Raw genomic sequence first — 24,263 nt, forward strand, 5'->3', positions numbered from 1 at the left:
AACACATTTTAAGAAAAAAGCTGCTTCAATTTTTTATGAAGCAGCTTTTTTAGTTTTAATGACAAAAAGTTTTAAAGTTTTTGGCAGCACTCTCACTACCTAATCCCATGGCTCTGGAAAAATCATCGCAGGCACTTTTTTTATCTTTCAGATGGTTGTAAACCAGCCCTCTTAAATTATAGGTAAGGTAATCGCCTGTGTTGTTTTTAATGGCAGTATTACAGTCCTGCAAAGCCGCTTTGTAATTTTTCTGCTTGTAATAAATATTGGCTCTTGTAGTATAAGCATACGTATTGTCATCGTGTAATTCTAACGTTTTATTAGCATCAGCTAAGGCTCCGTCAAGGTCATTTAATTTAAGTTTTTCCATACTTCTGTTTAAGTAGGCCTGACTAAACTCCGGTTTTAAATTAATGGCTTTAGTATAGTCCATCACAGCTCCCTGTGAATTTCCTACATTTGATTTTTTCATTGCCTGATCAAAATAATTTTCGGCAGTCTGACTCCATCCGCATACTGATAAAAGAACGAATGAGCATAATAGTAGATTTTTCATGGGCTTTTTTTTATTTATAAAAATATCATTTCAAATTGGTTTTTAGTCGTTTTTTTTCAAAAAAAATGCCAAAAAACCTTTTTCAACAGTTGTTGGTCGAAATAGTAGTTCCTGCTATACTAAATAACTCTAAATTTATAATTAAATTGTTTATAAACCATTACAATCAACCGGATGAGAAGTATTTTTCTGCTGTTAAGCTTTTTTTTGAGTATCCAATCTAGTAATTCTCAGGAACTAAAAAATCAACCCAAACCTTTTGGTCCTTTGCCTACGCAAAAACAAATTGACTGGCAGGAAATGGAATTCTACGCTTTTATTCACTTTTCCCTAAACACATTTACTAATAAAGAATGGGGTTATGGAGACGAATCTCCGCAACTTTTTAATCCCACCGCTCTTGATGCACGACAATGGGCACGTACGGTTAAGCAGGCAGGAATGAAAGGAATTATTTTAGTAGCAAAGCATCACGATGGTTTTTGTTTATGGCCTTCAGCTTATACAGAACGTTCGGTGAAAAACTCCCCCTGGAAAAAAGGTAAAGGCGATGTGGTAAAAGAATTGGCGGAAGCCTGTAAAGAATATGATCTTAAATTGGGATTGTATCTTTCGCCCTGGGATAGAAATCGTGCCGATTATGGGAAGCCGGAATATGTAACTTATTTTAGAAATCAATTAAAAGAATTATTAACTAATTATGGAGCTGTTTTTGAAATGTGGTTTGACGGTGCTAATGGAGGTGATGGCTATTATGGCGGTGCCAATGAAATTAGAAAAATAAATACTTTAGAATATTACAATTGGGAAGAAACCTATAAGCTAATTTATAAAATAGCTCCTAAAACATTGGTTTGGGGAATAGGACCTTCTGAGGCAAGATGGATAGGGAATGAGGAAGGTTATGCCAATAAAACGAATTGGAGTCTGTTGCGTCAAAAAGATGATTTGGCCGGAAAAGTACATTATTCAGAATATATGTCTGGTCATGAAGACGGGGAAAAATGGGTGCCGGGAGAGGCCGATGTTTCCATTAGACCCGGATGGTTTTACCATGCTGTTGAAGATGATAAAGTACGGTCGTTAGACGAGCTGGTTGATATATACTATAATTCAGTAGGCCGGAATGCTACTCTTTTACTCAATTTACCGGTGGATAAGAGAGGTTTAATTCATGAAAATGATCAGGCAAGATTAAAAGAATTAGTGGCTGTTATACAATCAGATTTTAAAACAGAATTATTAGCCCATACAAAACCCAAAGCAGATAACGTGAGAGCAAAAAATCCTCAGTTTAGTGCTAAAAACCTGATTGATGGCCATAAAAATACGTATTGGGCAACCGATGATGAGGTTATAAAAGCCAGTGTCGAATTTCAATTTAAAAAACCTGCAGCTATCAACAGAATTGTACTTCAGGAGTATATAAAGTTGGGGCAAAGAGTAAAAGCGTTTTCTGTTGAAGCTAAAGTGAATGGAAAATGGAAAACGGTGGCTAATGAAACGACTATTGGTTACAAGCGAATTTTAAGAATAGACAGAGTCATTGCTTCTGCCGTGAGAATAAATATTCTGGATGCTAAAGCCAGTGTGGTGCTTTCCAATATAGAAGCTTATAATGCACCAACTTTTGTAAAAATGCCTGTTATACAAAGAGACAATAAAGGGAATGTAACCCTAAAAGCCGAAGAAGGAGAAAAAATATATTATACACTGGACGGAAGCATGCCTTCGGAAAAAAGCCAATTATATCAGGGCGTTTTTAATTATGAAAAAGCAGTAACCATTAAAGCAATTGCCCGAAATGAAGCTGAAGGAATCAATAGTGCTGTTGCAGCAGCAAAATATGGTGCTTCGAAAGAAAATTGGAAAATAATTGCAATTTCCAGTGGCGACATACAATCAGCCGGAAGAATAATAGACGGAAATCCGGAAACGGTCTGGACATTTGGAAACGAAAATAAACCATTGCCGCAGGAAATTACAATTGATATGGGAACGCTTAAAGGTATAAAAGGCTTTAGTTACCTTCCGCAACAAGTAGGAAACAATCTTAATTTGATCGCTAACTACGAATTTTTTACCAGTACGGATGCTAAAAATTGGACTAAACAATCTCAGGGCGAGTTTTCGAACATTAAAAATAATCCAATTGAGCAAGTTAAAACTTTTGATAGCGTCAAAGCAAGATACTTGCGTTTTGTAGCTTTATCAGCTATAGGAAACGGGCAAACGGTTTCAATAAGCGAAATAAATGTGTTAGAAGACTAAGAGGATATTAAAAATAGTTTTACGTTTTTAATTGTGTTTTTTGCCGAAGCATACGGGTTATTAGTCGAATAATTAATTATGCAAAACAGAAGATGTGTAATTTTATCTTAATAATTTAATTCAACAATAAAATGATTAAAGAAGATATCAATTTTAAAGAAGCGGGTAGGTTTGAAGAAACACGTTTTGAGAAAATTCATAATGTAATTTTTGATTCGTCTAAAGAAGCCTCTTTGTTAGTAGCACAGGAAATAGCCAATTTGATTCAAAGAAAAGAAGAATTAAATGAACCATGTGTTTTAGGATTAGCAACAGGATCTTCGCCAATAAAAGTATACGAAGAGCTGGTAAGAATGCATAAAGAGGAAGGTTTAAGTTTTAAAAATGTGGTTACTTTTAACTTAGATGAGTATTACCCAATGGATAAAGATAACATTCAGAGTTATTTTTATTTTATGCACGAGCATCTTTTTAATCATGTTGATATAAAAGCCGAAAATATTAATATTCCTGACGGAAAAGTCAGTGCCGAGGAACTTCGTCAATATTGTATTGATTATGATATGAAAATCAATTCTTATGGAGGACTGGATTTTCAATTACTGGGAATTGGGAGAACCGGACATATTGGTTTTAATGAGCCGGGATCGCATGTTAATTCAGCCACAAGGAGTATAACTTTAGATCACATTACCCGTGTAGATGCAGCTCCTTCTTTTTTAGGTGTTGACAATGTGCCCCGCAAAGCCATAACAATGGGAATTGGTACGGTAAAAAATGCTAAACGCATTGTGCTTTTGGCATGGGGAATCAGTAAAGCGGATATTGTTAAGGAAACTATCGAAGGAGAAATATCTTCTCAGGTGCCGGCTACTTATTTGCAAGAGCACAGCAACACTACTTTTGTTCTGGATACCGAAGCCTCTTCGGAACTGACGAGAGTAAAAACCCCATGGTTAGTAAAATCATGTATCTGGACTGATGAATTGAAACTGAAAGCGGTGGTATGGTTAAGCGGATTGACTAATAAACCGATCCTGAAGCTCACAGATAAAGATTATAATGATAATGGAATGTCCGGATTATTAGCCGAAGAAGGGACAGCCTACCATTTGAATATCAAAATGTTTAATACCTTACAACATACAATTACAGGATGGCCTGGAGGGAAACCGAATGCGGATGATACCTATCGTCCGGAACGTTCAACACCTGCTAAAAAGAGGGTGATTATTTTTAGTCCGCACCCTGATGATGATGTGATTTCTATGGGAGGAACTTTTGACAGGCTGGTAGAGCAGGGACATGAGGTGCATATTGCTTATCAGACTTCGGGAAATATTGCCGTCTCTAATGATGAAGCTTTAAAATTTGCTGAGGTTTCTACTGTTTTAAATTCGGCTTCAACAGAATCAGACAGTATTATTGATTTCCTGAAAAATAAATCGGAAAATGATATCGATTCTGTTGCAGTGAGAAAATTAAAAGGATTAATCAGAAGAAGTGAATCTTTAGGCGCCACCCGATATATGGGAGTTCCGGATGAGAATGTTCATTTTTTAGATCTTCCGTTTTATGAAACAGGTACTGTGAAAAAAGGAAATCTTACTGATGCTGATATTGCTATCATGTGTAACCTTATTGAAGAAGTAAAACCACATCAGATATATGCAGCAGGGGATTTAGCTGATCCGCATGGTACTCACAAAGTATGTTTGGATAGTTTGTTTGAAGCTTTAAAAAGATTAAAAAGTAAAAGTTTTATGGATGATTGCTGGGTTTGGTTGTACCGTGGAGCCTGGCATGAATGGGAAACTTATGAAATTGAAATGGCTGTACCCATGAGTCCTGATCAGGTGCTTAAAAAACGTTATGCTATTTTTTACCATCAGTCACAAAAAGACGGTGTGATGTTTCAGGGAGATGATTCCAGAGAATTCTGGGTAAGAGCGGAAGACAGAAACAGAGCTACAGCAAAAAAATACAATGATTTAGGTTTAGCTGAATATGCTGCTATTGAAGCATTCAAGCGTTATCATTTTTAATTTTCTTTTAACTAAATAAGTGGTGGTAACTTTTGTTTTGGTTGAGTTACTACATTAAAAATGCAATCTTAATTGGTTGCATTTTTTTTGTTTGAATTTTAAAGAATGCTGTTTAATTTCTAAATAGAAGCGTTTAGTATTCGTTGTTTTACTTCATCAATATAGGATCTTCCTATTACGTATCGCAAACCTTCAATTTCTATACTGTTTCCTTCCACGGCATCAATTTTATCAATAGCAATGGTGTAAGAACGGTGTATTCTTAAAAAATCTTTTTCAGGTAATAAACTGGTAAAATCAGATAAGGTGCTGTGAATGATGTATTTACCGGTTAAAGTATTTATTTTCAGGTAGTCTTTTAAACTTTCGATCACTAAAATTTCATTTAAAAAAATCTTCTTCATTCTCTTTTTGTCGATTTTGACAAAAATAAAAGGATTTTCTTTGTTTGTTTCCAGCGGAACTTTATTGGTATTACTGAGTCTTTTATTGATTTTATTAACGGCTTTCATTAGCCTTGGAAACTCAATAGGTTTTACCAGATAATCTAATACGTCCAGTTCATAAGTTTCAATTGCAAATTGATCATAAGCACTGGTTATAACAAGCAACGGAGGGTTTTCTAAACTTTTTATGAAATTGATACCGTCCAAAACCGGCATATTGATGTCTAAAAAAACCACATCAATAGCATTGTTTTTTAAAAAATTAAGACCTTCTATCGAATTGCTGAAGGTGTTTATTAATTCAAAATTTTCAATAAGCTCGATATGATTTTTGATAACATTAATAGCTAATGGTTCATCATCTATGATTAAACAATTTACTTTCATTTTTTATTATTTTTTATAAACGAAATAATTAGGGGGGTAAAGCCTTATAAAAGTACTTAATTAGGTTCAGATACCTTAATTACAAGCCTTACAACAAAAATATTCTTTTTATTTTTAAATGAAAGCTTATAATCGTTTTTATTATAGCCAAGTTCAAGTCTTTTTTTTACGTTCTCAATCCCTATTCCGCTTGATATTTTAAAATTTTCTTTGTGCTTTGTAATTTCAGGCATCGGATTACTGACTTTAAAATCCAGTATGTTGTCTTTTATTTTAAAATCAATTGTAATTTTTACTTTTCCGGTGTTTTTATTAACGCCGTGTTTAAAGGCATTTTCGATAAAAGTCAGCAATAAAATAGGAGCTATTTCTTTATCGTGAATATCTCCGGATATGGACATGTCAACTTCTAATCGCTCATCATTTCGAATTCTTTCTAAATCCAGATAATTTTGGATACACATGATTTCGTTTTCAAGAGTTTGTCTCTTGTTTTTTGTTTCGTAGAGCATGTATCGCATTAATTCAGCCAGTTTAATCACCACTTTAGGCGTTTTATTTGATTTTTCTACAGATAAGGAATAGATATTATTGAGTGTATTAAAGAAAAAATGAGGTGATATCTGTGATTTTAAAAAGAGTAATTCGGTTTCCAGTTGTGATTTTTCCAGATCGGTTACTCTTTTTTGTTCTTTCAAAAAGTCAAATGTTATTTTAATAGCGGTAACAAAAGTGATAACGTACAGTTCGCCCAGCATCATATCAATGCAATAATTAAGCGAAAAAGTATCCATGTATTGTGGTCCTTCAGGCCATACATTATGATTAATCAAAAAATAAGTCAGATTGAATTTGACAGTAACCATAAGGAATATCGCCGTTAATATGGAGATTATATATAAAAGGTATTTCTTTTTATAAACCAGATTAGGCATTAAAATCAAAATATTCAGATAACATAAACTCATATGAATAGGAAACCCCAGCAGGTTTGTCTTTAACGAGTAGAGGTAATCATTAAAATAACTCCCCCAGCGAAAGGTGTTAAATATAAAATAAACCGACCAAAAAAGAACATGGTATCGCAGAGGCAACCGATAGAGTTTGTTATTGTTAAAAAGCATAAGGAAATGGAGTATTTATTCGTTTTTTTTGATGTTTAACTAAGTTTATGTGTCATCCGTCTAAATTTATTCGAATGGAAATCAAATTTATCTAAATTTAAAGTTAAATTAAGATTAATAGATATGAGGGATTTAAAAATAGTTGTTTTGTTTGTGATTTTGGTTAGCAGCTGCAAGCTGAATGAAGACAAAAATAAGCATAAAGAACCGGTTTTTGTAAATCATGTTGATCCTTTTATAGGTACAGGCGGGCACGGACATACCTATCCCGGTGTTACAGTTCCTTTTGGGATGGTGCAGTTAAGTCCTGATAATGGAATTTCGGCCTGGGACTGGTGTTCCGGTTACCATTATTCTGATTCCGTAATTGTAGGTTTCTCTCATTTGCATTTAAGCGGTACAGGGATTGGTGATTTAGCTGATATTTTGTTAATGCCTGTCAATAAAAAAGTGGATTTAACTATTACGTCTACTTCTCGCAATGATTTACCCTATAAATCCCAATATAGCCATGTTAACGAAAAAGCAGTACCGGGTTCTTACCAGGTTTTTCTTGAAGATCCTAAAATCAATGTCGAATTAACAGCTTCACAGCGTACCGCCTATCATAAATATACTTTTGCAAAAGGTGATGAGCAAAGTGTAATTCTTGATTTAGGATATGCCATTAACTGGGACAAAGCGGTAAAAACTAATCTGACTCTGGAAGATGAGTATACGGTAAGCGGCTATCGTTTTAGTACGGGCTGGGCTAAAAATCAAAAAGTATTTTTTGTGGCTCAATTTTCTAAACCTATAAGCAAACAGGTTCTGGTTGCTAATCATCGTGTCATTGGAACAAAAACTGCCGAAGGAGAAAAAACTTCTGCCCAATTGTTTTTTGATACCAAAGACAACCCTGAATTGCTGGTAAAAGTAGCAGTGTCTTCGGTAAGTGTTGCTAATGCAAAAGAGAATTTAGATTCCGGAGCCTTTAAATTTGATGCTGTAAAAAAAGCAGCAACAGATAGTTGGGAAGCTTCTTTAGAAAAAATACAGGTAGAAACTCCGATAGATTCACTCAAAACTATTTTTTATACCGCGCTGTATCATGCTCAGGTTGCACCGGTAACTTATAGCGATAAAAACGGGCAATATCGAAAAGAAAATGACAGTATTGTTACGGCTAAAAACTATACGGCTTATTCCACATTATCACTGTGGGATACTTTTAGAGCCGAAAATCCTTTGCTGACTCTTATTGCTCCTGATAAAGTTTCGGATATCATTAACTCGATGTTGTCCTATTATGAGACTAAGAAAATATTACCGGTCTGGACGCTGGCTGCTAATGAAACCAATACCATGACGGGATATCATTCTATTCCTGTAATTGTGGATGCCTATTTAAAAGGAATCAAAGGTTTTGATGCCGAAAAAGCGTATCAGGCTATGAAAACTACGATGATGCAAAACGAACGCGGTTTGGATCTCTACAAGCAATTTGGATACATTCCCTATAATTTACTGGATGAATCAGTTACCATCACTTTAGAATATGCTTATGATGACTGGTGTGTGGCTCAAATGGCAAAAGCATTGGGCAAACAGGATGATTATAACTATTTTTTAAAACGTTCTAAAGCGTACCAGTTTTTATTTAATTCGAAAACAGGATTCATGAGAGGAAAATCAGAAGATGGAAAATCATGGAATGAACCTTTTGATCCCAAACATTCGAATCACAGAGAACATACCGATTATACCGAAGGAAACGCCTGGCAGCACAGCTGGTTTGTACCACAGGATGTGAAAGATTTTATTGGGTTACACGGAAGCAATGAAATTTTTACCAATAGATTAGAAAAATTATTTACAGAGAGTTCAGAGATTACAGGGAACAATATTTCGGCAGATATTTCCGGATTGATAGGGCAGTATGCTCATGGAAATGAACCGAGTCATCATATTGCATATTTGTTTAACAAAGCCGGAAAACCCTGGAGAACGCAATATTGGGTACGTCATATTTTAGACACTCAATACAATACTACTCCTAACGGATTGAGTGGAAATGAAGATTGCGGACAAATGTCGGCCTGGTATATTTTTAGCTCTTTAGGATTTTATCCTATGAATCCTGCTTCGGGAGAATATGAAATAGGAAGTCCTATTTTCGAAAAATCAACTATTACCCTTGAAGGAGGGAAAACATTTGTAATTGAAGCCGAAAATGTTTCTAAGGACAATTTTTATATCCAGTCGGCAACATTAAACGGGGAATCCTTTAACCAAACAACTATTTCGCACAAACAAATAACACAAGGTGGTACACTGCATTTTGTTATGGGGTCTAAGCCAAATGAAAATTGGGGTTTAACAATTAATAACAAAAAGTAAGTATGGACAGCATCGATTTAAGTATAATTATTGTTTACATTCTGATCACTATTGGGATAGGAATCTGGATTTCCAGAAAAGCCTCTAAAGGTTTAGACGATTATTTTCTTGGAGGAAACTCCATCAAATGGTATTACCTGGGACTGAGTAATGGTTCCGGTATGTTTGATGTTTCCGGTACAGCCTGGATGGTTGGGATTTTGTTTTTATATGGCGCTAAAAGTTTCATGTTTATGTGGTTATGGCCCATTTGGAACCAGATTTTTGTAATGATGTTTTTGGCCGTCTGGATTAGAAGATCCAATATAATGACCGGTTCCGAATGGATTTTAACCCGATTTGGAAACGACAGAGCCGGGAAAGCTTCGCATATTATTGTGGCTATTTTTGCTATCATTTCTACAATAGGTTTTATTGCTTATTTTTTTGAAGGAATTGGAAAATTCATGACTGTTATTTTACCATGGGATTTAGCGCTTGATTTTAATGGTACTGTTTTATTAAGTTCGGAACAGTCTTATGCATTATTAATCATATTTTTAACCACACTTTATACCATTAAAGGAGGAATGTTTTCAGTAGTTGCCACCGAAGTTTTGCAATACGGAATCATGATTCTGTCTGGTGTACTTGTTGCCGGATACACGCTTATCAATTATACGGATGTGCAGATTAATTCGATTATTACAGAGGAATGGAAAAACGTTTTCTTTGACATGGAATTAGGGAGTCACTGGTCCGGTAAATACGAAGCTTTTGATCAATTAATTAATACTGAAGGTTATAAAATGTTTGGAGCACTAGTAGGAATGTCTTTGTTCAAAGGTTTCTTTGCCAGTATCGCCGGGCCTACGCCAAGTTATGATTTGCAACGTATTCTTTCTACAAAATCAGTAAAAGAAGCTGCTTACATGAGCGGATTTACTAATTTAATTCTGTTTATTCCCCGTTATTTATTGATTGGCGGAATTGTTGTAATTGCATTAGTAACTCTTGCTCCTCAAATGATTGCTAATCCGGCATTAAGCGGAGCCGATTTAGAAATACTATTACCCACTGTCATAAATTTGCATGTGCCTGTGGGAATTAAAGGATTGTTATTAGCAGGATTATTAGCGGCTTTTATGTCTACTTTTTCTGCTTTTGTAAATGCAGGACCTGCTTACATTGTAAACGATATTTATAAAAAATATTTTAAACCGGAAGCGACCAGCGAGCATTATATTAAAATAAGTCATATTGCTTCTTTTGTTATCGTGGGTCTGGGTGTTTTTATGGGATTTTTTGCTGATTCGATCAACTCCTTGACTTTATGGATCACCAGTGCTTTATTTGGCGGTTATGTCGCAGCCAATTTTTTAAAATGGGTTTGGTGGCGTTTTAACGGCTGGGGTTATTTCTGGGGAATGTTTGCCGGACTGATTGTTGCTTCTTTACAGTTTGTTTTGGGACAAAGTAAAGGGAGTTTTGCTCCGGGAAGCTGGCTTTATGATTTATCAGAGATGCAGGATATTTATATGTTCCCTCTTATTTTTAGTTTCTCAATAATTGGTTGTCTAGTAGGGACTTTCTTTTCAAAACCCACAGATACCGAAGTTTTAAAATCTTTTTATGCCAATGTAAGACCTTGGGGCTTCTGGAAACCTGTTTATAATGTTTTGAAAAAAGAAGATCAGACTTTCGAAAAAAATACAGAGTTTACAATGGATATGGTTAATTGTGTCATCGGTATTGTCTGGCAGTCGAGCATGATTGTGCTTCCTATCTTTTTATTAATCCGGGATTATCCTAAAATGTTTGTGTCCTTACTAATCTTTTTAGTAACCTCCGTGATATTAAAATATACCTGGTTAGATAAGGTTCGAAAAATAACCAATTAACAAAAAACGAAAACAAAATAATTAAAAATAAAACAATACAAATGAGTACTATTCCTTGGCAAGATAAACCAGAAAACTGTAACGATGTAATCTGGAGATATTCAAATAATCCTATCATTGACAGATATGCAATTCCGTCATCTAACAGTATTTTTAATAGTGCGGTTGTTCCTTTTGGAGATGGATTTGCCGGTGTTTTCAGATGCGATAACAAAGCGGTTCAAATGAATATTTTTGCTGGTTTTAGCAAAGATGGAATCAATTGGGACATTAATCATGAACCTATCCAAATGAAAGCCGGTAATACCGAAATGATTGAATCCGCTTATAAGTATGATCCTCGTGTGGTTTTTATCGAAGACAGATATTGGATTACCTGGTGCAATGGATATAACGGACCAACAATTGGTATTGGATATACTTTTGATTTTGTCGAATTTTTTCAATGTGAAAATGCCTATTTGCCATTTAACAGAAACGGGGTTTTGTTTCCACAAAAAATCAACGGAAAATATGCCATGTTAAGTCGTCCCAGCGATAACGGACATACGCCTTTTGGAGATATCTGGATCAGTTACAGCCCGGATATGAAATACTGGGGAGAACACCGATTAGTCATGAAACCAACGCCTTTTGAAGACAGTGCCTGGCAATGTACAAAAATTGGCGCAGGCCCAATTCCTATTCTGACCGATGAAGGCTGGCTGATGTTGTACCACGGTGTGATCAATACCTGTAACGGTTTTCGTTATGCCATGGGAGTGGCAATTTTAGATACTGAAAAACCGGATACTGTAAAATACAGAACTCAGCCTTATTTATTAGGACCGGCGGTAGATTATGAACAAACGGGAGATGTGCCTAATGTGGTTTTTCCATGTGCTGCTCTACACGATACTGAAGCGGATAAATTAGCAGTTTATTACGGTGCTGCTGATACGGTGGTTGCAATGGCTTTTGGTAAACTAAGTGAAGTCATCCAATTTACAAAAGATAATAGTTTATAAAAAATGATGCAAAATAGTAGTAAAATAGTCTCTTTGATACTGAGTTGTTTTTCTTTGTTGGGATTTGCTCAGCAAAATAAAATAACACCTAAAAATTATATCGCTTATAAAACTCCCAACGCTATTGTTATTGATGGCGATGATACCGATGCTGCCTGGGAAAAAGCACAATGGACAACTCCGTTTGTTGATATTGAAGGGATTATAAAACCCAAATACAATACCGAAGTTAAAATGCTGTGGGATGACAATTACTACTATATTCTTGCAAAAATGGAAGAGCCGCATGTTTGGGCAAATCTGAAAAAACGCGATACTATTATTTTTTATAATAATGATTTTGAAGTTTTTATAGATCCCGATGGCGATGCTCAAAATTATTACGAACTGGAAATTAATGCACTTAATACAGTTTGGGATTTATTCATAAACAAACCGTACCGAGAAAAAAATGTGGTATTGAACGACTGGAATATGACCGGATTAAAATCAGCGGTTAAAGTACACGGAACCCTCAATAATTCCTCGGATACTGATAAAGGATGGGTTTTAGAAATTGCAATTCCGTGGGCTGTATATCAAAAATCATATGGAGAAGACAATGTACCCAAAGATAATTTCTGGCGAGTGAATTTTTCAAGAGTCAACTGGCAACACGCCATTGTTAACGGAAAATACGAACGTAAAAAAGATACTAAAGGGAAATTTCTTCCGGAGTATAACTGGGTTTGGTCGCCACAAGGAGTAATCAATATGCACGAACCTGAAAAATGGGGTTATGTGTATTTTTCTTCCAAAGAAATTGGGAATAGCGATAACTTTACCATTCCGAAAGATGAAAAAATAAAATGGGAACTATTTAGCCTTTACAGAAAACAAAAAGCCTATCATAATACTCATAAATCATGGGCTAAATCGATTGTGGATCTTTCTAAAGAGAGTAGCATTGTTGAAGGTAAAATTTTAAAACCCATTTTAGAGAACTATTCTTCCGGATATGCTATTTCGATAAAAAGTCCATTTTCTAATAAGACATTCATTATAAAAGAAGATGGTCAGTTTTTGGAACACAGCAATTAATCTGAATACAATTTTTTAAAAATAAATCTAAATGACGACTATTTCTAAACGGTATAAAACTTTTATAAAACTCAGCTTTTTAATGCTAATTGTGAGTGGTTTTTGGGCTTGTTCCTCAGTGAGTAAACCGCAAAAAAATGCAAAAGAAGGTTTGAAAATAATAGCTTACGTGGCAGGTTATGAGGATTTTGATCCGGCAAAAGTGGATGCGACTAAGGTAACGCATATTAATTATGCTTTTGCCAATATTGTTGATGGGAATGTTCAGTTTGAGTTGGCTACAGACAAAGCTAAAATTGGGAGTCTGATGAAGCTGAAAAAACAAAATCCGAAGCTGAAAATTTTATATTCTATTGGTGGCTGGGTTTGGTCGGATCAGTTTTCGAATATTGCGGCTTATCAAAATTCAAGAATCCAGTTTGCTAAAAGTGCGGTGAAACTAATGAAATCGTACGGTTTTGACGGAATTGATATTGATTGGGAATTTCCGGGACAGCGTGCAGAGGATAACGTATTCCGACCTTCAGATAAAGAAAATTTCACTTTGTTATTAGCTGAATTACGCAACCAATTAGAAATTCAAACTAAATTGGATAATAAACACTATTTGCTAACTATTGCTGCAGCCGCAGATCAGGAATATATCAATCACACCGATTTGGGAAAAGCGCATCAGTATCTTGATTTTATTAATGTGATGTGCTATGATTTCTATAACGGATGGATGTATCAAACTGGTCATCACGCCAATTTATATCCTTCAAAGAATGAAAAATTTGGAGGAAACAGTATCAGTCAATCTGTTGCAATGCTTTTAAAAACAGCTGTTCCCGCTAACAAATTAGTATTAGGAATCCCGTTTTACGGAAGAAAATGGACTGGAGTCGAGCCACAAAATAATGGTTTGTATCAGTCGGCACATTCAGGGAGTGAAATTATTGCAAGTTGGAAAATAGCCGAAGAATTAAAATCCGGAAAGTTTCAGAAATTATATGATGAATCGGCAAAAGCCTCTTATTTATGGAATGCTCAGGACAAGGTTTTTATGTCTTACGAAACCCCAAAAGAGATTGAATTAAAATCAAAATTTATTAAAGAAAAAGGCTTAGGTGGTGCTATGTTTTGGGAATATAGCTTAGACAATAATCAGGAATTGTTAGACACACTTTTTGAAAGTATAAATAGAAATTAAATAAAATTTTAAGCTATGAAGTATATCAAGCTACTATTAATTGGATGTTTTTTTATAGCCCTGATTACAAAAGTTACAGGGAATAATAGTATTCAAAAAGTTAGAACCGAAACTACCAAAACAAATTTTGAATTTGGAGTCTGGATTGGTGCTGATCCCAAAAGAACAGATGAATCCTATGCACAAGAGTTTAAAAAATACAAAGAAGCCGGAATTGATGAGGTGTTAATCAATACAAATACGGATCCGGTTTTATTGAGCAGATTAGTTCCGATAGCCAAAAAAGCAGGTTTAAAAGTACATGCGTGGATAATGACGATGAATCGCCCGGGTGATGCCGTTGCTTTACAACACCCCGATTGGTACATGGTGAGCCGAAGCGGAAAATCCTGTTTTGACGACCGTCCGTATGTGGATTATTACCAGTGGTTGTCTCCAAGTCACCCTGAAGCCCGTCAGCATATTTATGATCTGTTAGAAGCATTAGCTAAGGTTAAAGGAATAGAAAGTGTACACTTGGATTACATTCGATATCCGGATGTCTTTTTGCCGGTTGGATTATTACCTAAATATAATTTGGTTCAAAATACCGAATTACCGGATTATGATTTTGATTATTCGGATGCCAGTGTCAATGCTTTTAAGAAGGAATTTGGCAGAGACCCAAGAAAAATGGAGCATCCTGAAATTGATATGGAATGGAAGCAGTTTCGTTTGAACCAAATTAGAAATGTAGTCAATCAGGCTTATGAAATTGCTCACAAGCACGGGAAAACATTAACAGCAGCAGTTTTTCCTTATCCGGAAATGGCAGATCACATGGTACGTCAACGCTGGGATAAATGGAATATTGACGAAGTATATCCGATGATTTATCATAATTTTTACAATGAAAAAATAGACTGGACAGGGTTTGCTACTAAACAAGGAGTTACTGATTTAAAAGGAACAAAAACAAAGCTTAACACAGGTATTTATATTCCGGGAGTAGAATCGGAAGAGGAATTGAGAAAAAGCATTTTATTAGCTAAAGAGAATGGAGCAAAAGGAGTTTCTTTTTTTGACGGGAATGCCATATCTGATGCTTATTTGAAAGTAATTAAAGAAACTAAAGAAAGTTTAAACTAAAGAAGAATGAGATTTCGACTAATTTTTATATTTCTAACCACCATTTTATATAATTGTAGCTTTAAGGAAACAGATACTGTTAAATTAACCAATTATGTAAATCCATTTGTAGGCACAGATGGCCCCGGAAACACTTACCCCGGAGCAACTGTCCCTTATGGAATGGTACAGTTAAGTCCCGATATAGGAATTCCGGGCTGGGATAGAATAGCGGGTTATTTTTATAAAGATTCTATCATTACGGGCTTTTCTCATATGCATTTAACAGGTACCGGAGCGGGGGATTTGTATGATATTTTAGTGATGCCCACCAATAGTAGATTTACACAACGAATTAAAGACAATAACTTTTTACCTTTTTCAAGTTTTTCCCATAAAAATGAAAAAGCATCTCCGGGTTATTATGCGGTTGATTTATTAGATTTCGGAATAAAAGCTGAACTCACTACAACAGCACGAACAGGAATTCATAAGTATACTTTTCCTAAAGATAATGCTTCGCAAATTCATATTGATCTGGGGTATGCTTTAAATTGGGATGCACCCACTAAAACACATATAAAAGTAGTTGACAATACTACTATTGAAGGCTTTAGAAAGTCTACAGGATGGGCTAAAGATCAAAGGGTATATTTTGTTATTAAATTTTCCAAACCATTTGAATCCTGTCAAATTTATAAAAATGATTCCTTAACAACGAGTCCGGTTGAAGCCGTAAAAACTAAAATTATTTTAAATTATAAGACGGCAGATAACGAAGAAATAATTTTAAAAACGGGACTTTCTACGGCAAGTATTGAAGGTGCATATCAATCTTTGGCTGTTGAGGCACCTCATTTTGATTTTGAAAAATACAAAGAAAAAGCAAGAAGCTTATGGGAGAATGAATTACAAAAAATCCAGGTTACTACAAATGATACAGTAAAAAAGAAAATTTTTTACACGATGATGTATCAGTCAATGTTAGCACCTACGCTTTTAAGTGATTGCAATGGAGATTACAAAGGAGCCAATGGAAAGAATGAAAAAGCCATTGGATTTGATAGATATGATACGTTTTCACTTTGGGATACCTATCGTGCAGCACATCCATTGTACACTATTCTGCATCCTAATAGGGTTTCAGATATGATTAATTCATTATTGGCTCATTATAAAGAAACTGGTTTATTACCCGTTTGGTCTTTGCAGGGAAATGAGACCAATATGATGATTGCTAATCATGCTATTCCTGTTATTGTGGATGCCTATTTCAAGGGAATTAAAAATTTTAATGTAGCATTAGCTTATAAAGCCTGTAAAGAAAGTTCGATGGTTGATTCGAGACAATTAGATAGTTATAAAACATTAGGATATTTTCCGGTAGATGAAAGTGGCGAAAATTGGTCCGTTTCTAAAACTTTAGAATATGCGTATGACGATTGGTGTCTGGCTCAATTTGCAAAAGCATTAAATAAATATGACGATTATAAATATTTCCTGAAACGTTCTGAAAACTGGAGAAATGTTTATGATGCCAAAAGTACTTTTATGCGACCTAAATTAACAAACGGTCAGTTTATAAAAGAGTTTGTTCCTAAAGAATATACAGCCTATTTCTGCGAAAGTAACGCGTGGCAATACTTTTGGTCTGTTCCACAAAATATAGAAGGCTTAATTCAAAAAACAGGTGGTAATGAGGCTTTTGAACGAAAGTTGGATTCTATGTTTAGTTTAAAACCATTACCTGAAGATAAATTACCCATATTTAGTACGGGAATGATAGGTCAATATGCCCATGGAAATGAACCAAGCCATCATGTAGCCTATTTATATAATTACATTAATAAGCCTTGGAAAACCCAAAAAATAGTTAGAGAAATTTTAGAAACCCAATATAAAAATGAGCCAAATGGTCATTGTGGTAATGAAGATTGCGGGCAAATGTCTTCCTGGTATGTATTGAGTTCTCTTGGTTTTTATCCTGTAAATCCGGCACAAAGTGCTTATGCTTTTGGTTCTCCAATGTTTGACTCGGCTATTATTAATTTGGAAAACAATAAAAAATTTATAATCGAAACTAAGAACAACTGTGACAATAATAAGTACATACAATCTATTGAATTAAACGGTAAAAAACTAACCAGAAACTATATCACTCATAATGAGATTATGCAAGGTGGAACATTAATTTTTAAAATGGGGGATTCACCCAAAGCCAATCAGAACAGCATGGCTTTATCTTCAAAAATTTATAATTCAAAAATATAGCAATCATGTCAAACAGAAGAGATTTTATAAAGAAGACCACTTTAGGAACACTAGCAGTAAGTGCTATATTTGGCTTAGAGGGTGTTGCTCAAAATACCGAAAGCACAGAATTGAAAGCGGTTAAAAAAGTTAAAAAACCGGTGGTTATTTCTACCTGGAATCATGGTTTGCCGGCAAATCAGGAAACCTGGAAACAATTAAAAAACGGTAAAAATGCTCTGGATGCTATAGAATCAGGAATGAAAATTCCGGAAGCCGATCCCAATGTCAGAAGTGTTGGGTATGGCGGTTATCCTGACAGGGAAGGCAAAGTTACCCTGGACGCCTGTATCATGGATCACAACAGTAATTGCGGTTCTGTTTCTTTTCTGGAAGGCATTATGCATCCTATTTCTGTAGCCAAAAGAGTTTTACAAAATACGCCTCATGTGATGCTATCCGGTCAGGGAGCGCTTCAATTTGCTTTAGCAGAAGGATTTAAAGAAGAAAATCTACTAACTCCGGAATCAGAAAAAGACTGGAAAAAATGGCTGGAAGAGTCTAAATACAAACCCGTTATCAATATTGAAAATCACGATACCATAAGCATGCTGCTTATTGATGCCGACGGAAATCTTTCAGGAGGCTGTACTACAAGTGGAGCAGCCTGGAAAATGCACGGTCGTGTAGGGGATTCGCCCATAATCGGAGCGGGACTTTTTCTGGATAATGATGCAGGTGCAGCAGCAGCAACAGGATTAGGGGAAGCCGTAATAAGAACCGCAGGAAGTGCTATGGTGGTCGAATTGATGCGTCAGGGAAAATCACCTTTTGAAGCCTGTAAAGAAATCACCGAGCGTATTTACAACAAGCATAAAAACCATAAGGATATGGAGTATTTACAGGTGGGATTCATTGCCTTGAATAAAAATGGCGAACACGGAGCTTACAGTTTACGTTCCGGATTTAATTATGCCGTTTCTGATGATGAAAAAGGACACCGTATGGAAGATGCTCAGTTTAAAATGTCCTGGAAATAATTATAAAATCAATTTGATGAAAATCAGTCAGTCCATACTATTATTCCTAATTTCTCTGTCTTGTTTTGCACAGCAAAGTACTCCTTTCTGGTTAAACGAAAAGATCAATGAGGACAACCGGCTGCCCATGCATGCATCCTATTATGTGTATGAAAATGAGGCTGTAGCCAAAGCAGGAGACTGGAAAAAATCAAAGAACTATAGTAGTTTAAATGGTGTCTGGAAGTTTAAATACCTCGAAAGTCCAACTGATTTGCCGGAAGGATTTGAAAAAACAAATTTTGATGATTCCGCTTGGGATAATTTTAAAATCCCTGCAAACTGGGATGTGAATGGTTATGGCTATCCGGTTTATACCAATACAACTTACGATTTTGATGCTATAATTAAAATAAATCCACCGTTTGTTCCTACTACCTATAACCCTGTTGGAATCTATCGAAAGACTTTTATAATTGGGAGTGATTGGTTGAAAAAGGCGATTTTGCTGCATGTAGGTGCAGCAAAATCTAACCTTAGCGTTTGGGTTAATGGTCAATATGTGGGTTATGGAGAAGATGGAAAATTACCTCAGGAATTTAAACTCAATGCTTTTTTAAAAGAAGGTGAGAATAGTATTGTTTTAAAAGTAATGAAGTGGAATGATGGTTCTTATTTAGAATGTCAGGATTTCTGGCGAATGAGCGGAATTACCAGAGACACGTATTTGTATGCCAGAAATGATTCCCATCTGGTTGATTTCGAAATTATTCCTGAACTGGATGAATCTTATACGGATGGAAGTTTGAAAATAACGACTTCTTTTTCTGAAATAAACAAAAAAGACAAATACACTTTAGAAGTTCAACTAAAAGACAAGGAAACCCTAATTGCTTCTAAAAGTATCAAAATCGAAGAAGCGACTGAGAAATCCGTTTTTAATTTTGATGTAAAAAATCCAAAGAAATGGAGTGCCGAAATCCCCCATTTATATCAGCTCTTTTTTATTTTAAAAGATAAAAAGGGAAATAGTGTTGAGGTAATTCCACAGCATGTTGGTTTTAGAAAAGTAGAAATTAGACAAGGACAACTTTTGGTTAACGGCGAAGCTATTTATATCAAAGGCGTTAACCGTCAGGAAACTGATCCTGTTACGGGGCAAACCATTTCGAGAGAAAGAATGGAGCAGGATATTAGCGTTTTAAAACAATATAATATCAATGCGGTGAGAATGTCACATTATCCTAATGACGAATATTTTTATGAATTATGTGATAAATACGGGATTTATGTGGTGGATGAAGCCAATTTAGAATCCCACGGAATGGGGTATGAAATCACTAAAACCCTTGGGAATAAACCCAACTGGGAACTCGCACACTGGCAGCGTATCAGCAGGATGGTCGAAAGAGATAAAAATCATCCATCAGTAATTATCTGGAGTATGGGCAATGAAGCCGGAAACGGTTATAATTTTTATCGGGCTTATTTATGGCTAAAAAACAGAGATGCATCAAGACCGGTTCAGTATGAAAGAGCCTCTACTTCAGGCTGGGAAGGAAAGACAATGAAATTCGAATGGAATTCGGATATTATTGATCCGCAATACAGTTCGCCTAAGGGAATGCAGGAATATATCGCTGCAAACCCTAATCCCGACAGGCCTTATATTTTAAGCGAATATGCTCATGCAATGGGAAATTCGATGGGGAATTTTAAAGATTATTGGGATTTGTTTCGAATGCAAAAAAACTTTCAGGGCGGATTTATCTGGGACATGATTGACCAGTCCGTTTATAAAACCAGAGAAGACGGAACAAAAGTTTTTGCTTATGGCGGTGATTTTGGACCTAAAGAAGTACCCAGTGCTAATAATTTTTTAAACAACGGCGTTTTTAATCCCGAAAGAAAACCCAATCCGCATGCCTTTGAAGCTAAGAATGTATTGCAAAACATATTGACTTCATGGGAAGATAAAGACCGCTTTTCGATAAAAATTTTCAATGAGTTTTTCTTTAAAAATTTAAGTAATGTCAGCCTGCACTGGCAATTAGTATTGGATGGAGTCGAAAATCAAAGCGGAACAATTGCTGTTTTAGATATCAACCCGCAACAGGAAATTACAGTGCAACTGCCGATTGATTTACAAGGGAAAAAATACAAAGAGGCTTTTGTAAATATTAGTTACACACTAAAAGAAAAAGAGCCGTTTTTAACAGAAGGATTCGAAATTGCTTCTGAACAATTGCATCTAAAAGGAAATTGGGAAAATAATCTTGCTGTTGTCGGTGATGAAAAAATTACGGTGACTAAAAACAATGAATCTATTATTTTTAAAAGCGATCAGTCCGAAATTACATTCGAAAAAAAAACAGGATTTATCAACCGTTATACTTTTAATAAAGAAGCCATTATTGAAGAGAATTATCAGTTGCGACCTGATTTTTGGAGAGCACCTACTGATAATGATATGGGAGCTAATTTTCAAAAAAATCTATTAGTCTGGAAACAAGCTATGGAAAATCCGGATTTGGTGAGCTTTGATTATGCTGTTGCAAAAAATCATAAAATGACTGCAAAAGCAATTTATAAACTCATCCCTGTACATGCTGATTTAGTACTGACTTATGAATGGAACAGTAAAGGAGAATTGCTGGTAAACCAATCGCTAACTATTGATAAAGATAAGGAAACTCCAATGTTGCCACGTTTTGGAATGGAAATGATTTTGCCGGGAAGTTTTGAAACAATAGCCTATTATGGTCGCGGTCCATCGGAGAATTATGCGGACAGAAAGTACAATACTAAAGTAGGTTTGTACAATCAAACGGTTTCGGAGCAATATTATCCGTATATCCGACCTCAGGAAACGGGCAATAAAACCGATTTGAGATGGCTGGAATTATCTAATGCAACTACAAAACTGCGCATTCAATCGGATGAATTATTCAGTATGACAGCTTTGCATTTTCTGACAGCGGATCTAGATGACGGATTAGAGAAAGACCAGCGAAATGCAGCTGATATCAAAGAAAGAGATTTAACAAGTTTAAAAATTGATAGTAAACAAATGGGAGTGGGCGGTATTGACAGCTGGGGAGCCTGGCCGATGGAGAAATATTTGCTTAAAGCAAAAAACTATCAGTACCAATTTAAAATTACACCATCTTTAAAAAATAAGTAAATGAAAAGAGAAAATAAAAGCATTGTTGTACTTCTGTTAGCCATTTGTAACCTGACGATGGCTCAAAAAGTTTTTACAGAAAAAGACATTCAGATTATCCCAAAACCGACTGAATTAGTACTTTCAGAAGGAATGTTTGAATTTACAGCTAAAACAAAGTTTGTTGCAACTACCACTTCTCAAAGAGAAATTGCTTCTACATTTATTAATAAATTAGAAAAAGCTTCCGGAAATAAAATAGTGATTGTTGCAAAAGCTCCCAAGACTAATTTTATTCAGTTCAAAGTAAATACGGGTTTAGAAAATGAAGCTTATGAGTTAAAAGTGTCTAAAAATAACATCATTATTACCGCTCAAGGGGATGCCGGTTTTTTATACGGATTAGTAACAATCAGACAATTATTGCCTGTTGCGATAGAAAGTAAAACTCCTGTTGCTGCTGTAAAATGGGAAATTCCGGCGTTAGTTATAAAAGACAAACCACGCTATCAGCAACGCGGATTGATGCTGGATTTATCGCGTCATTTTTTTGGTAAGGATTATATTTTAAAAACAATTGATCGTCTGGTAATGCATAAAATGAATGTATTGCGTTTGCACATGGTGGATGATCAGGGCTGGAGAATGGAGATTAAAAAATATCCAAAATTAACTGATGTTGGAGCCCGGAGAGTCAATCAGGAAGATAAAGCCTGGAATGCCAGAGCGGTTAATGATCCTAATGAAAAAGGGACTTACGGAGGTTTTTTAACCCAAGAAGAATTAAAAGAAATTGTTGCTTATGCAAAAAATAAAAATGTAGATATTATTCCGGAAATTGAAATGCCGGCACATGTGAGTTCTGCCATTGCTGCTTATCCGGAATTATCTTGTTTTGGAACACCTATTGGCGTGCCTTCCGGCGGAGTCTGGCCCATTACCGATATTTTTTGTGCAGGAAAAGAAACTACTTTCGAATTTCTGGAAAATGTAATTGATGAGGTGATTGCTGTTTTTCCGTCTCAATACATTCATGTTGGCGGGGATGAAGCAACCAAAGATCATTGGAAAATATGTCCTCATTGCCAAAAAAGAATTAAGGAAGAAGGTTTAAAAGATGTTAACGAATTGCAGAGTTATTTTGTGAAAAGAATAGAGAAATACATCAATTCGAAAGGGAAAAAAATGATTGGCTGGGACGAAATAATCGAAGGTGGTTTAGCTCCCGAAGCGACTGTTATGAGTTGGCGCGGGACAAAAGGCGGAATCGAAGCGGCTGAACAGGGACATGATGTTATTATGACTCCTGAATCTCATTGCTATTTTAACTTTTATCAGGGACCACAAAATGAGGAGCCGGTAGCTTTTAATGCTTATTTACCTTTGAGTAAAGTATATGAATTTGATCCTGTTGCCGATGCCATGAGTCCGGATGTGGCGAAACATATTTTAGGAGCACATGCTAATTTATGGGCAGAATATATTGATTCGGACGCACTTTCAGAATACATGCTTTTTCCGAGATTAGCTGCTTTATCTGAGGTTTTATGGAGTACAAAAGAATCGCGTAACTGGGAAGATTTTTCAGCAAGATTAGGAACAATGTTCAAGCGTTATGATGCTTTAGGAATTAATTATGCTAAAAGTTCTTATTTGATTACTACAAGCAGCACTGTAGACATGACGACTAAAAAAGTATTTCTGAGTCTGAAAAACGAATTTCCTAATCCGGATATTCGTTACGTAACAGCAGATAAAGATATTAATGATAATCCAGTCCCATATACGAATCCAATAGAAATAAAAGAAACAACTTTGATAAAAGCTTCGTTGTTTAAAGATGATAAACCGGTTGGGAAAACATATATAGACACAATTAAATTTCATAAAGCGGTTGCCAGTAAACTGACTTTTAAAACGCCATTTAATAAAAATTATAAAGGGGATGGCGATTTAAGTTTAGTGAATATAATCAGGGGAACTAAAAACTTTCATGACGGTCAATGGCAGGCCTGGCTGGAAGATGACATGGAAGTAGAGATTGATTTAGGAAAAGAAAAAGAAATTCAGCAGCTGATTTTAGGAAGTTTAGAAAGTCAGGGATCGGGGATTTATTTCCCAACAGCAGTCACAGTTTCTGTTTCTAAAGATGGAAAAAATTATACAGAAGTGGGTAAAATAAGCCGTGCTTTTGCTCCCAATGTAAGTGATGAGTTGCTTGATTTTAAAGTTGGTTTTGATAAAACAACCACCCGCTTTATAAAAGTAGTGGCGACTAATTTAAAAAAGACCGCTTCCGGAGGCAGTTCCTGGTTGTTTGCAGATGAAATTCAGCTGAATTAATTAAGAAAAAGATT

The 24,263-nt window shown here is 35.5% G+C and carries 15 protein-coding genes; 12 read left to right on the forward strand and 3 right to left on the reverse strand.

From position 1 onward, the window contains the following. Nucleotides 1-55 precede the first annotated feature (55 nt). On the reverse strand, nucleotides 56-556 hold the full coding sequence (locus BUB89_RS16020; RefSeq protein WP_073246897.1) for a tetratricopeptide repeat protein: 501 nt from the start codon (nucleotides 554-556) through the stop codon (nucleotides 56-58). Nucleotides 557-730: 174 nt separating this feature from the next. On the opposite strand from BUB89_RS16020, the gene BUB89_RS16025 reads away from it, so the two are divergent. Next, nucleotides 731-2,827, forward strand: a complete 2,097-nt coding sequence (locus BUB89_RS16025; protein WP_073246899.1) for an alpha-L-fucosidase — start codon at nucleotides 731-733, stop codon at nucleotides 2,825-2,827. 131 nt (nucleotides 2,828-2,958) lie between these two features. Then, nucleotides 2,959-4,872 (forward strand): glucosamine-6-phosphate deaminase, encoded by a 1,914-nt coding sequence (gene nagB, locus BUB89_RS16030; protein ID WP_073246901.1) that lies wholly within the window; start codon nucleotides 2,959-2,961, stop codon nucleotides 4,870-4,872. Nucleotides 4,873-4,991: 119 nt separating this feature from the next. Here the strand turns inward: nagB and BUB89_RS16035 are convergent, their stop codons facing one another. Both BUB89_RS16035 and BUB89_RS16040 read right to left on the reverse strand, forming a co-directional pair. After that, complete coding sequence (locus BUB89_RS16035; protein ID WP_073246904.1) at nucleotides 4,992-5,705, reverse strand: LytR/AlgR family response regulator transcription factor; 714 nt, start codon at nucleotides 5,703-5,705, stop codon at nucleotides 4,992-4,994. A gap of 56 nt (nucleotides 5,706-5,761) precedes the next feature. Next, nucleotides 5,762-6,829: a sensor histidine kinase gene (locus BUB89_RS16040; protein ID WP_073246906.1), complete on the reverse strand. Its 1,068-nt coding sequence runs from the start codon at nucleotides 6,827-6,829 to the stop codon at nucleotides 5,762-5,764. A 123-nt stretch (nucleotides 6,830-6,952) separates the two neighbouring features. On the opposite strand from BUB89_RS16040, the gene BUB89_RS16045 reads away from it, so the two are divergent. From BUB89_RS16045 to BUB89_RS16090, 10 genes are read left to right on the forward strand one after another with little or no spacing between them, the layout of a single operon-like run. Continuing rightward, nucleotides 6,953-9,208: a GH92 family glycosyl hydrolase gene (locus BUB89_RS16045; RefSeq protein WP_073246907.1), complete on the forward strand. Its 2,256-nt coding sequence runs from the start codon at nucleotides 6,953-6,955 to the stop codon at nucleotides 9,206-9,208. Between the two features lie 2 nt (nucleotides 9,209-9,210). Beyond that, nucleotides 9,211-11,088, forward strand: a complete 1,878-nt coding sequence (locus tag BUB89_RS16050; RefSeq protein WP_073246909.1) for a sodium:solute symporter family protein — start codon at nucleotides 9,211-9,213, stop codon at nucleotides 11,086-11,088. Nucleotides 11,089-11,129: 41 nt separating this feature from the next. After that, nucleotides 11,130-12,095: a glycoside hydrolase family 130 protein gene (locus tag BUB89_RS16055; protein ID WP_073246911.1), complete on the forward strand. Its 966-nt coding sequence runs from the start codon at nucleotides 11,130-11,132 to the stop codon at nucleotides 12,093-12,095. A 6-nt stretch (nucleotides 12,096-12,101) separates the two neighbouring features. Beyond that, nucleotides 12,102-13,175, forward strand: coding sequence for a carbohydrate-binding family 9-like protein (locus tag BUB89_RS16060; RefSeq protein WP_073246965.1), 1,074 nt, complete (start codon nucleotides 12,102-12,104; stop codon nucleotides 13,173-13,175). Nucleotides 13,176-13,206: 31 nt separating this feature from the next. Further along, nucleotides 13,207-14,367, forward strand: a complete 1,161-nt coding sequence (locus BUB89_RS16065; RefSeq protein ID WP_073246913.1) for a glycoside hydrolase family 18 protein — start codon at nucleotides 13,207-13,209, stop codon at nucleotides 14,365-14,367. A 15-nt stretch (nucleotides 14,368-14,382) separates the two neighbouring features. Then, complete coding sequence (locus BUB89_RS16070; RefSeq protein WP_073246915.1) at nucleotides 14,383-15,495, forward strand: family 10 glycosylhydrolase; 1,113 nt, start codon at nucleotides 14,383-14,385, stop codon at nucleotides 15,493-15,495. Between the two features lie 6 nt (nucleotides 15,496-15,501). Then, entirely contained in the window at nucleotides 15,502-17,745 is a 2,244-nt protein-coding gene (locus BUB89_RS16075) for a GH92 family glycosyl hydrolase (RefSeq protein WP_073246917.1), read from the forward strand. 5 nt (nucleotides 17,746-17,750) lie between these two features. Then, on the forward strand, nucleotides 17,751-18,764 hold the full coding sequence (locus BUB89_RS16080) for an isoaspartyl peptidase/L-asparaginase family protein (RefSeq protein WP_083552881.1): 1,014 nt from the start codon (nucleotides 17,751-17,753) through the stop codon (nucleotides 18,762-18,764). Continuing rightward, nucleotides 18,655-21,927 carry a beta-galactosidase, LacZ type gene (locus BUB89_RS16085; protein WP_234982664.1) on the forward strand — a complete coding sequence of 1,091 codons (3,273 nt, stop codon included), beginning with the start codon at nucleotides 18,655-18,657 and terminating at the stop codon, nucleotides 21,925-21,927. The genes BUB89_RS16080 and BUB89_RS16085 overlap by 110 nt, the downstream gene beginning before the upstream one ends. Further along, nucleotides 21,928-24,249 (forward strand): glycoside hydrolase family 20 protein, encoded by a 2,322-nt coding sequence (locus tag BUB89_RS16090; RefSeq protein ID WP_073246922.1) that lies wholly within the window; start codon nucleotides 21,928-21,930, stop codon nucleotides 24,247-24,249. It begins immediately after the preceding gene. The last annotated feature ends 14 nt before the right edge of the window (nucleotides 24,250-24,263 follow it).

This window comes from Flavobacterium flevense (assembly GCF_900142775.1).
Lineage (GTDB): Bacteria > Bacteroidota > Bacteroidia > Flavobacteriales > Flavobacteriaceae > Flavobacterium > Flavobacterium flevense.

What these genes read in the sequence shown, in the direction of transcription:
- BUB89_RS16075 (WP_073246917.1), top strand. Translation starts at nt 15,502, where the DNA reads ATGAGATTTCGACTAATTTTTATATTTCTAACCACCATTTTATATAAT.
- BUB89_RS16055 (WP_073246911.1), top strand. Translation starts at nt 11,130, where the DNA reads ATGAGTACTATTCCTTGGCAAGATAAACCAGAAAACTGTAACGATGTA.
- BUB89_RS16070 (WP_073246915.1), top strand. Translation starts at nt 14,383, where the DNA reads ATGAAGTATATCAAGCTACTATTAATTGGATGTTTTTTTATAGCCCTG.
- BUB89_RS16025 (WP_073246899.1), top strand. Translation starts at nt 731, where the DNA reads ATGAGAAGTATTTTTCTGCTGTTAAGCTTTTTTTTGAGTATCCAATCT.
- BUB89_RS16020 (WP_073246897.1), bottom strand. Translation starts at nt 556, where the DNA reads ATGAAAAATCTACTATTATGCTCATTCGTTCTTTTATCAGTATGCGGA.
- BUB89_RS16060 (WP_073246965.1), top strand. Translation starts at nt 12,102, where the DNA reads ATGCAAAATAGTAGTAAAATAGTCTCTTTGATACTGAGTTGTTTTTCT.
- BUB89_RS16050 (WP_073246909.1), top strand. Translation starts at nt 9,211, where the DNA reads ATGGACAGCATCGATTTAAGTATAATTATTGTTTACATTCTGATCACT.
- BUB89_RS16085 (WP_234982664.1), top strand. Translation starts at nt 18,655, where the DNA reads ATGGCGAACACGGAGCTTACAGTTTACGTTCCGGATTTAATTATGCCG.
- BUB89_RS16080 (WP_083552881.1), top strand. Translation starts at nt 17,751, where the DNA reads ATGTCAAACAGAAGAGATTTTATAAAGAAGACCACTTTAGGAACACTA.
- BUB89_RS16040 (WP_073246906.1), bottom strand. Translation starts at nt 6,829, where the DNA reads ATGCTTTTTAACAATAACAAACTCTATCGGTTGCCTCTGCGATACCAT.
- BUB89_RS16090 (WP_073246922.1), top strand. Translation starts at nt 21,928, where the DNA reads ATGAAAAGAGAAAATAAAAGCATTGTTGTACTTCTGTTAGCCATTTGT.
- nagB (WP_073246901.1), top strand. Translation starts at nt 2,959, where the DNA reads ATGATTAAAGAAGATATCAATTTTAAAGAAGCGGGTAGGTTTGAAGAA.
- BUB89_RS16045 (WP_073246907.1), top strand. Translation starts at nt 6,953, where the DNA reads ATGAGGGATTTAAAAATAGTTGTTTTGTTTGTGATTTTGGTTAGCAGC.
- BUB89_RS16035 (WP_073246904.1), bottom strand. Translation starts at nt 5,705, where the DNA reads ATGAAAGTAAATTGTTTAATCATAGATGATGAACCATTAGCTATTAAT.
- BUB89_RS16065 (WP_073246913.1), top strand. Translation starts at nt 13,207, where the DNA reads ATGACGACTATTTCTAAACGGTATAAAACTTTTATAAAACTCAGCTTT.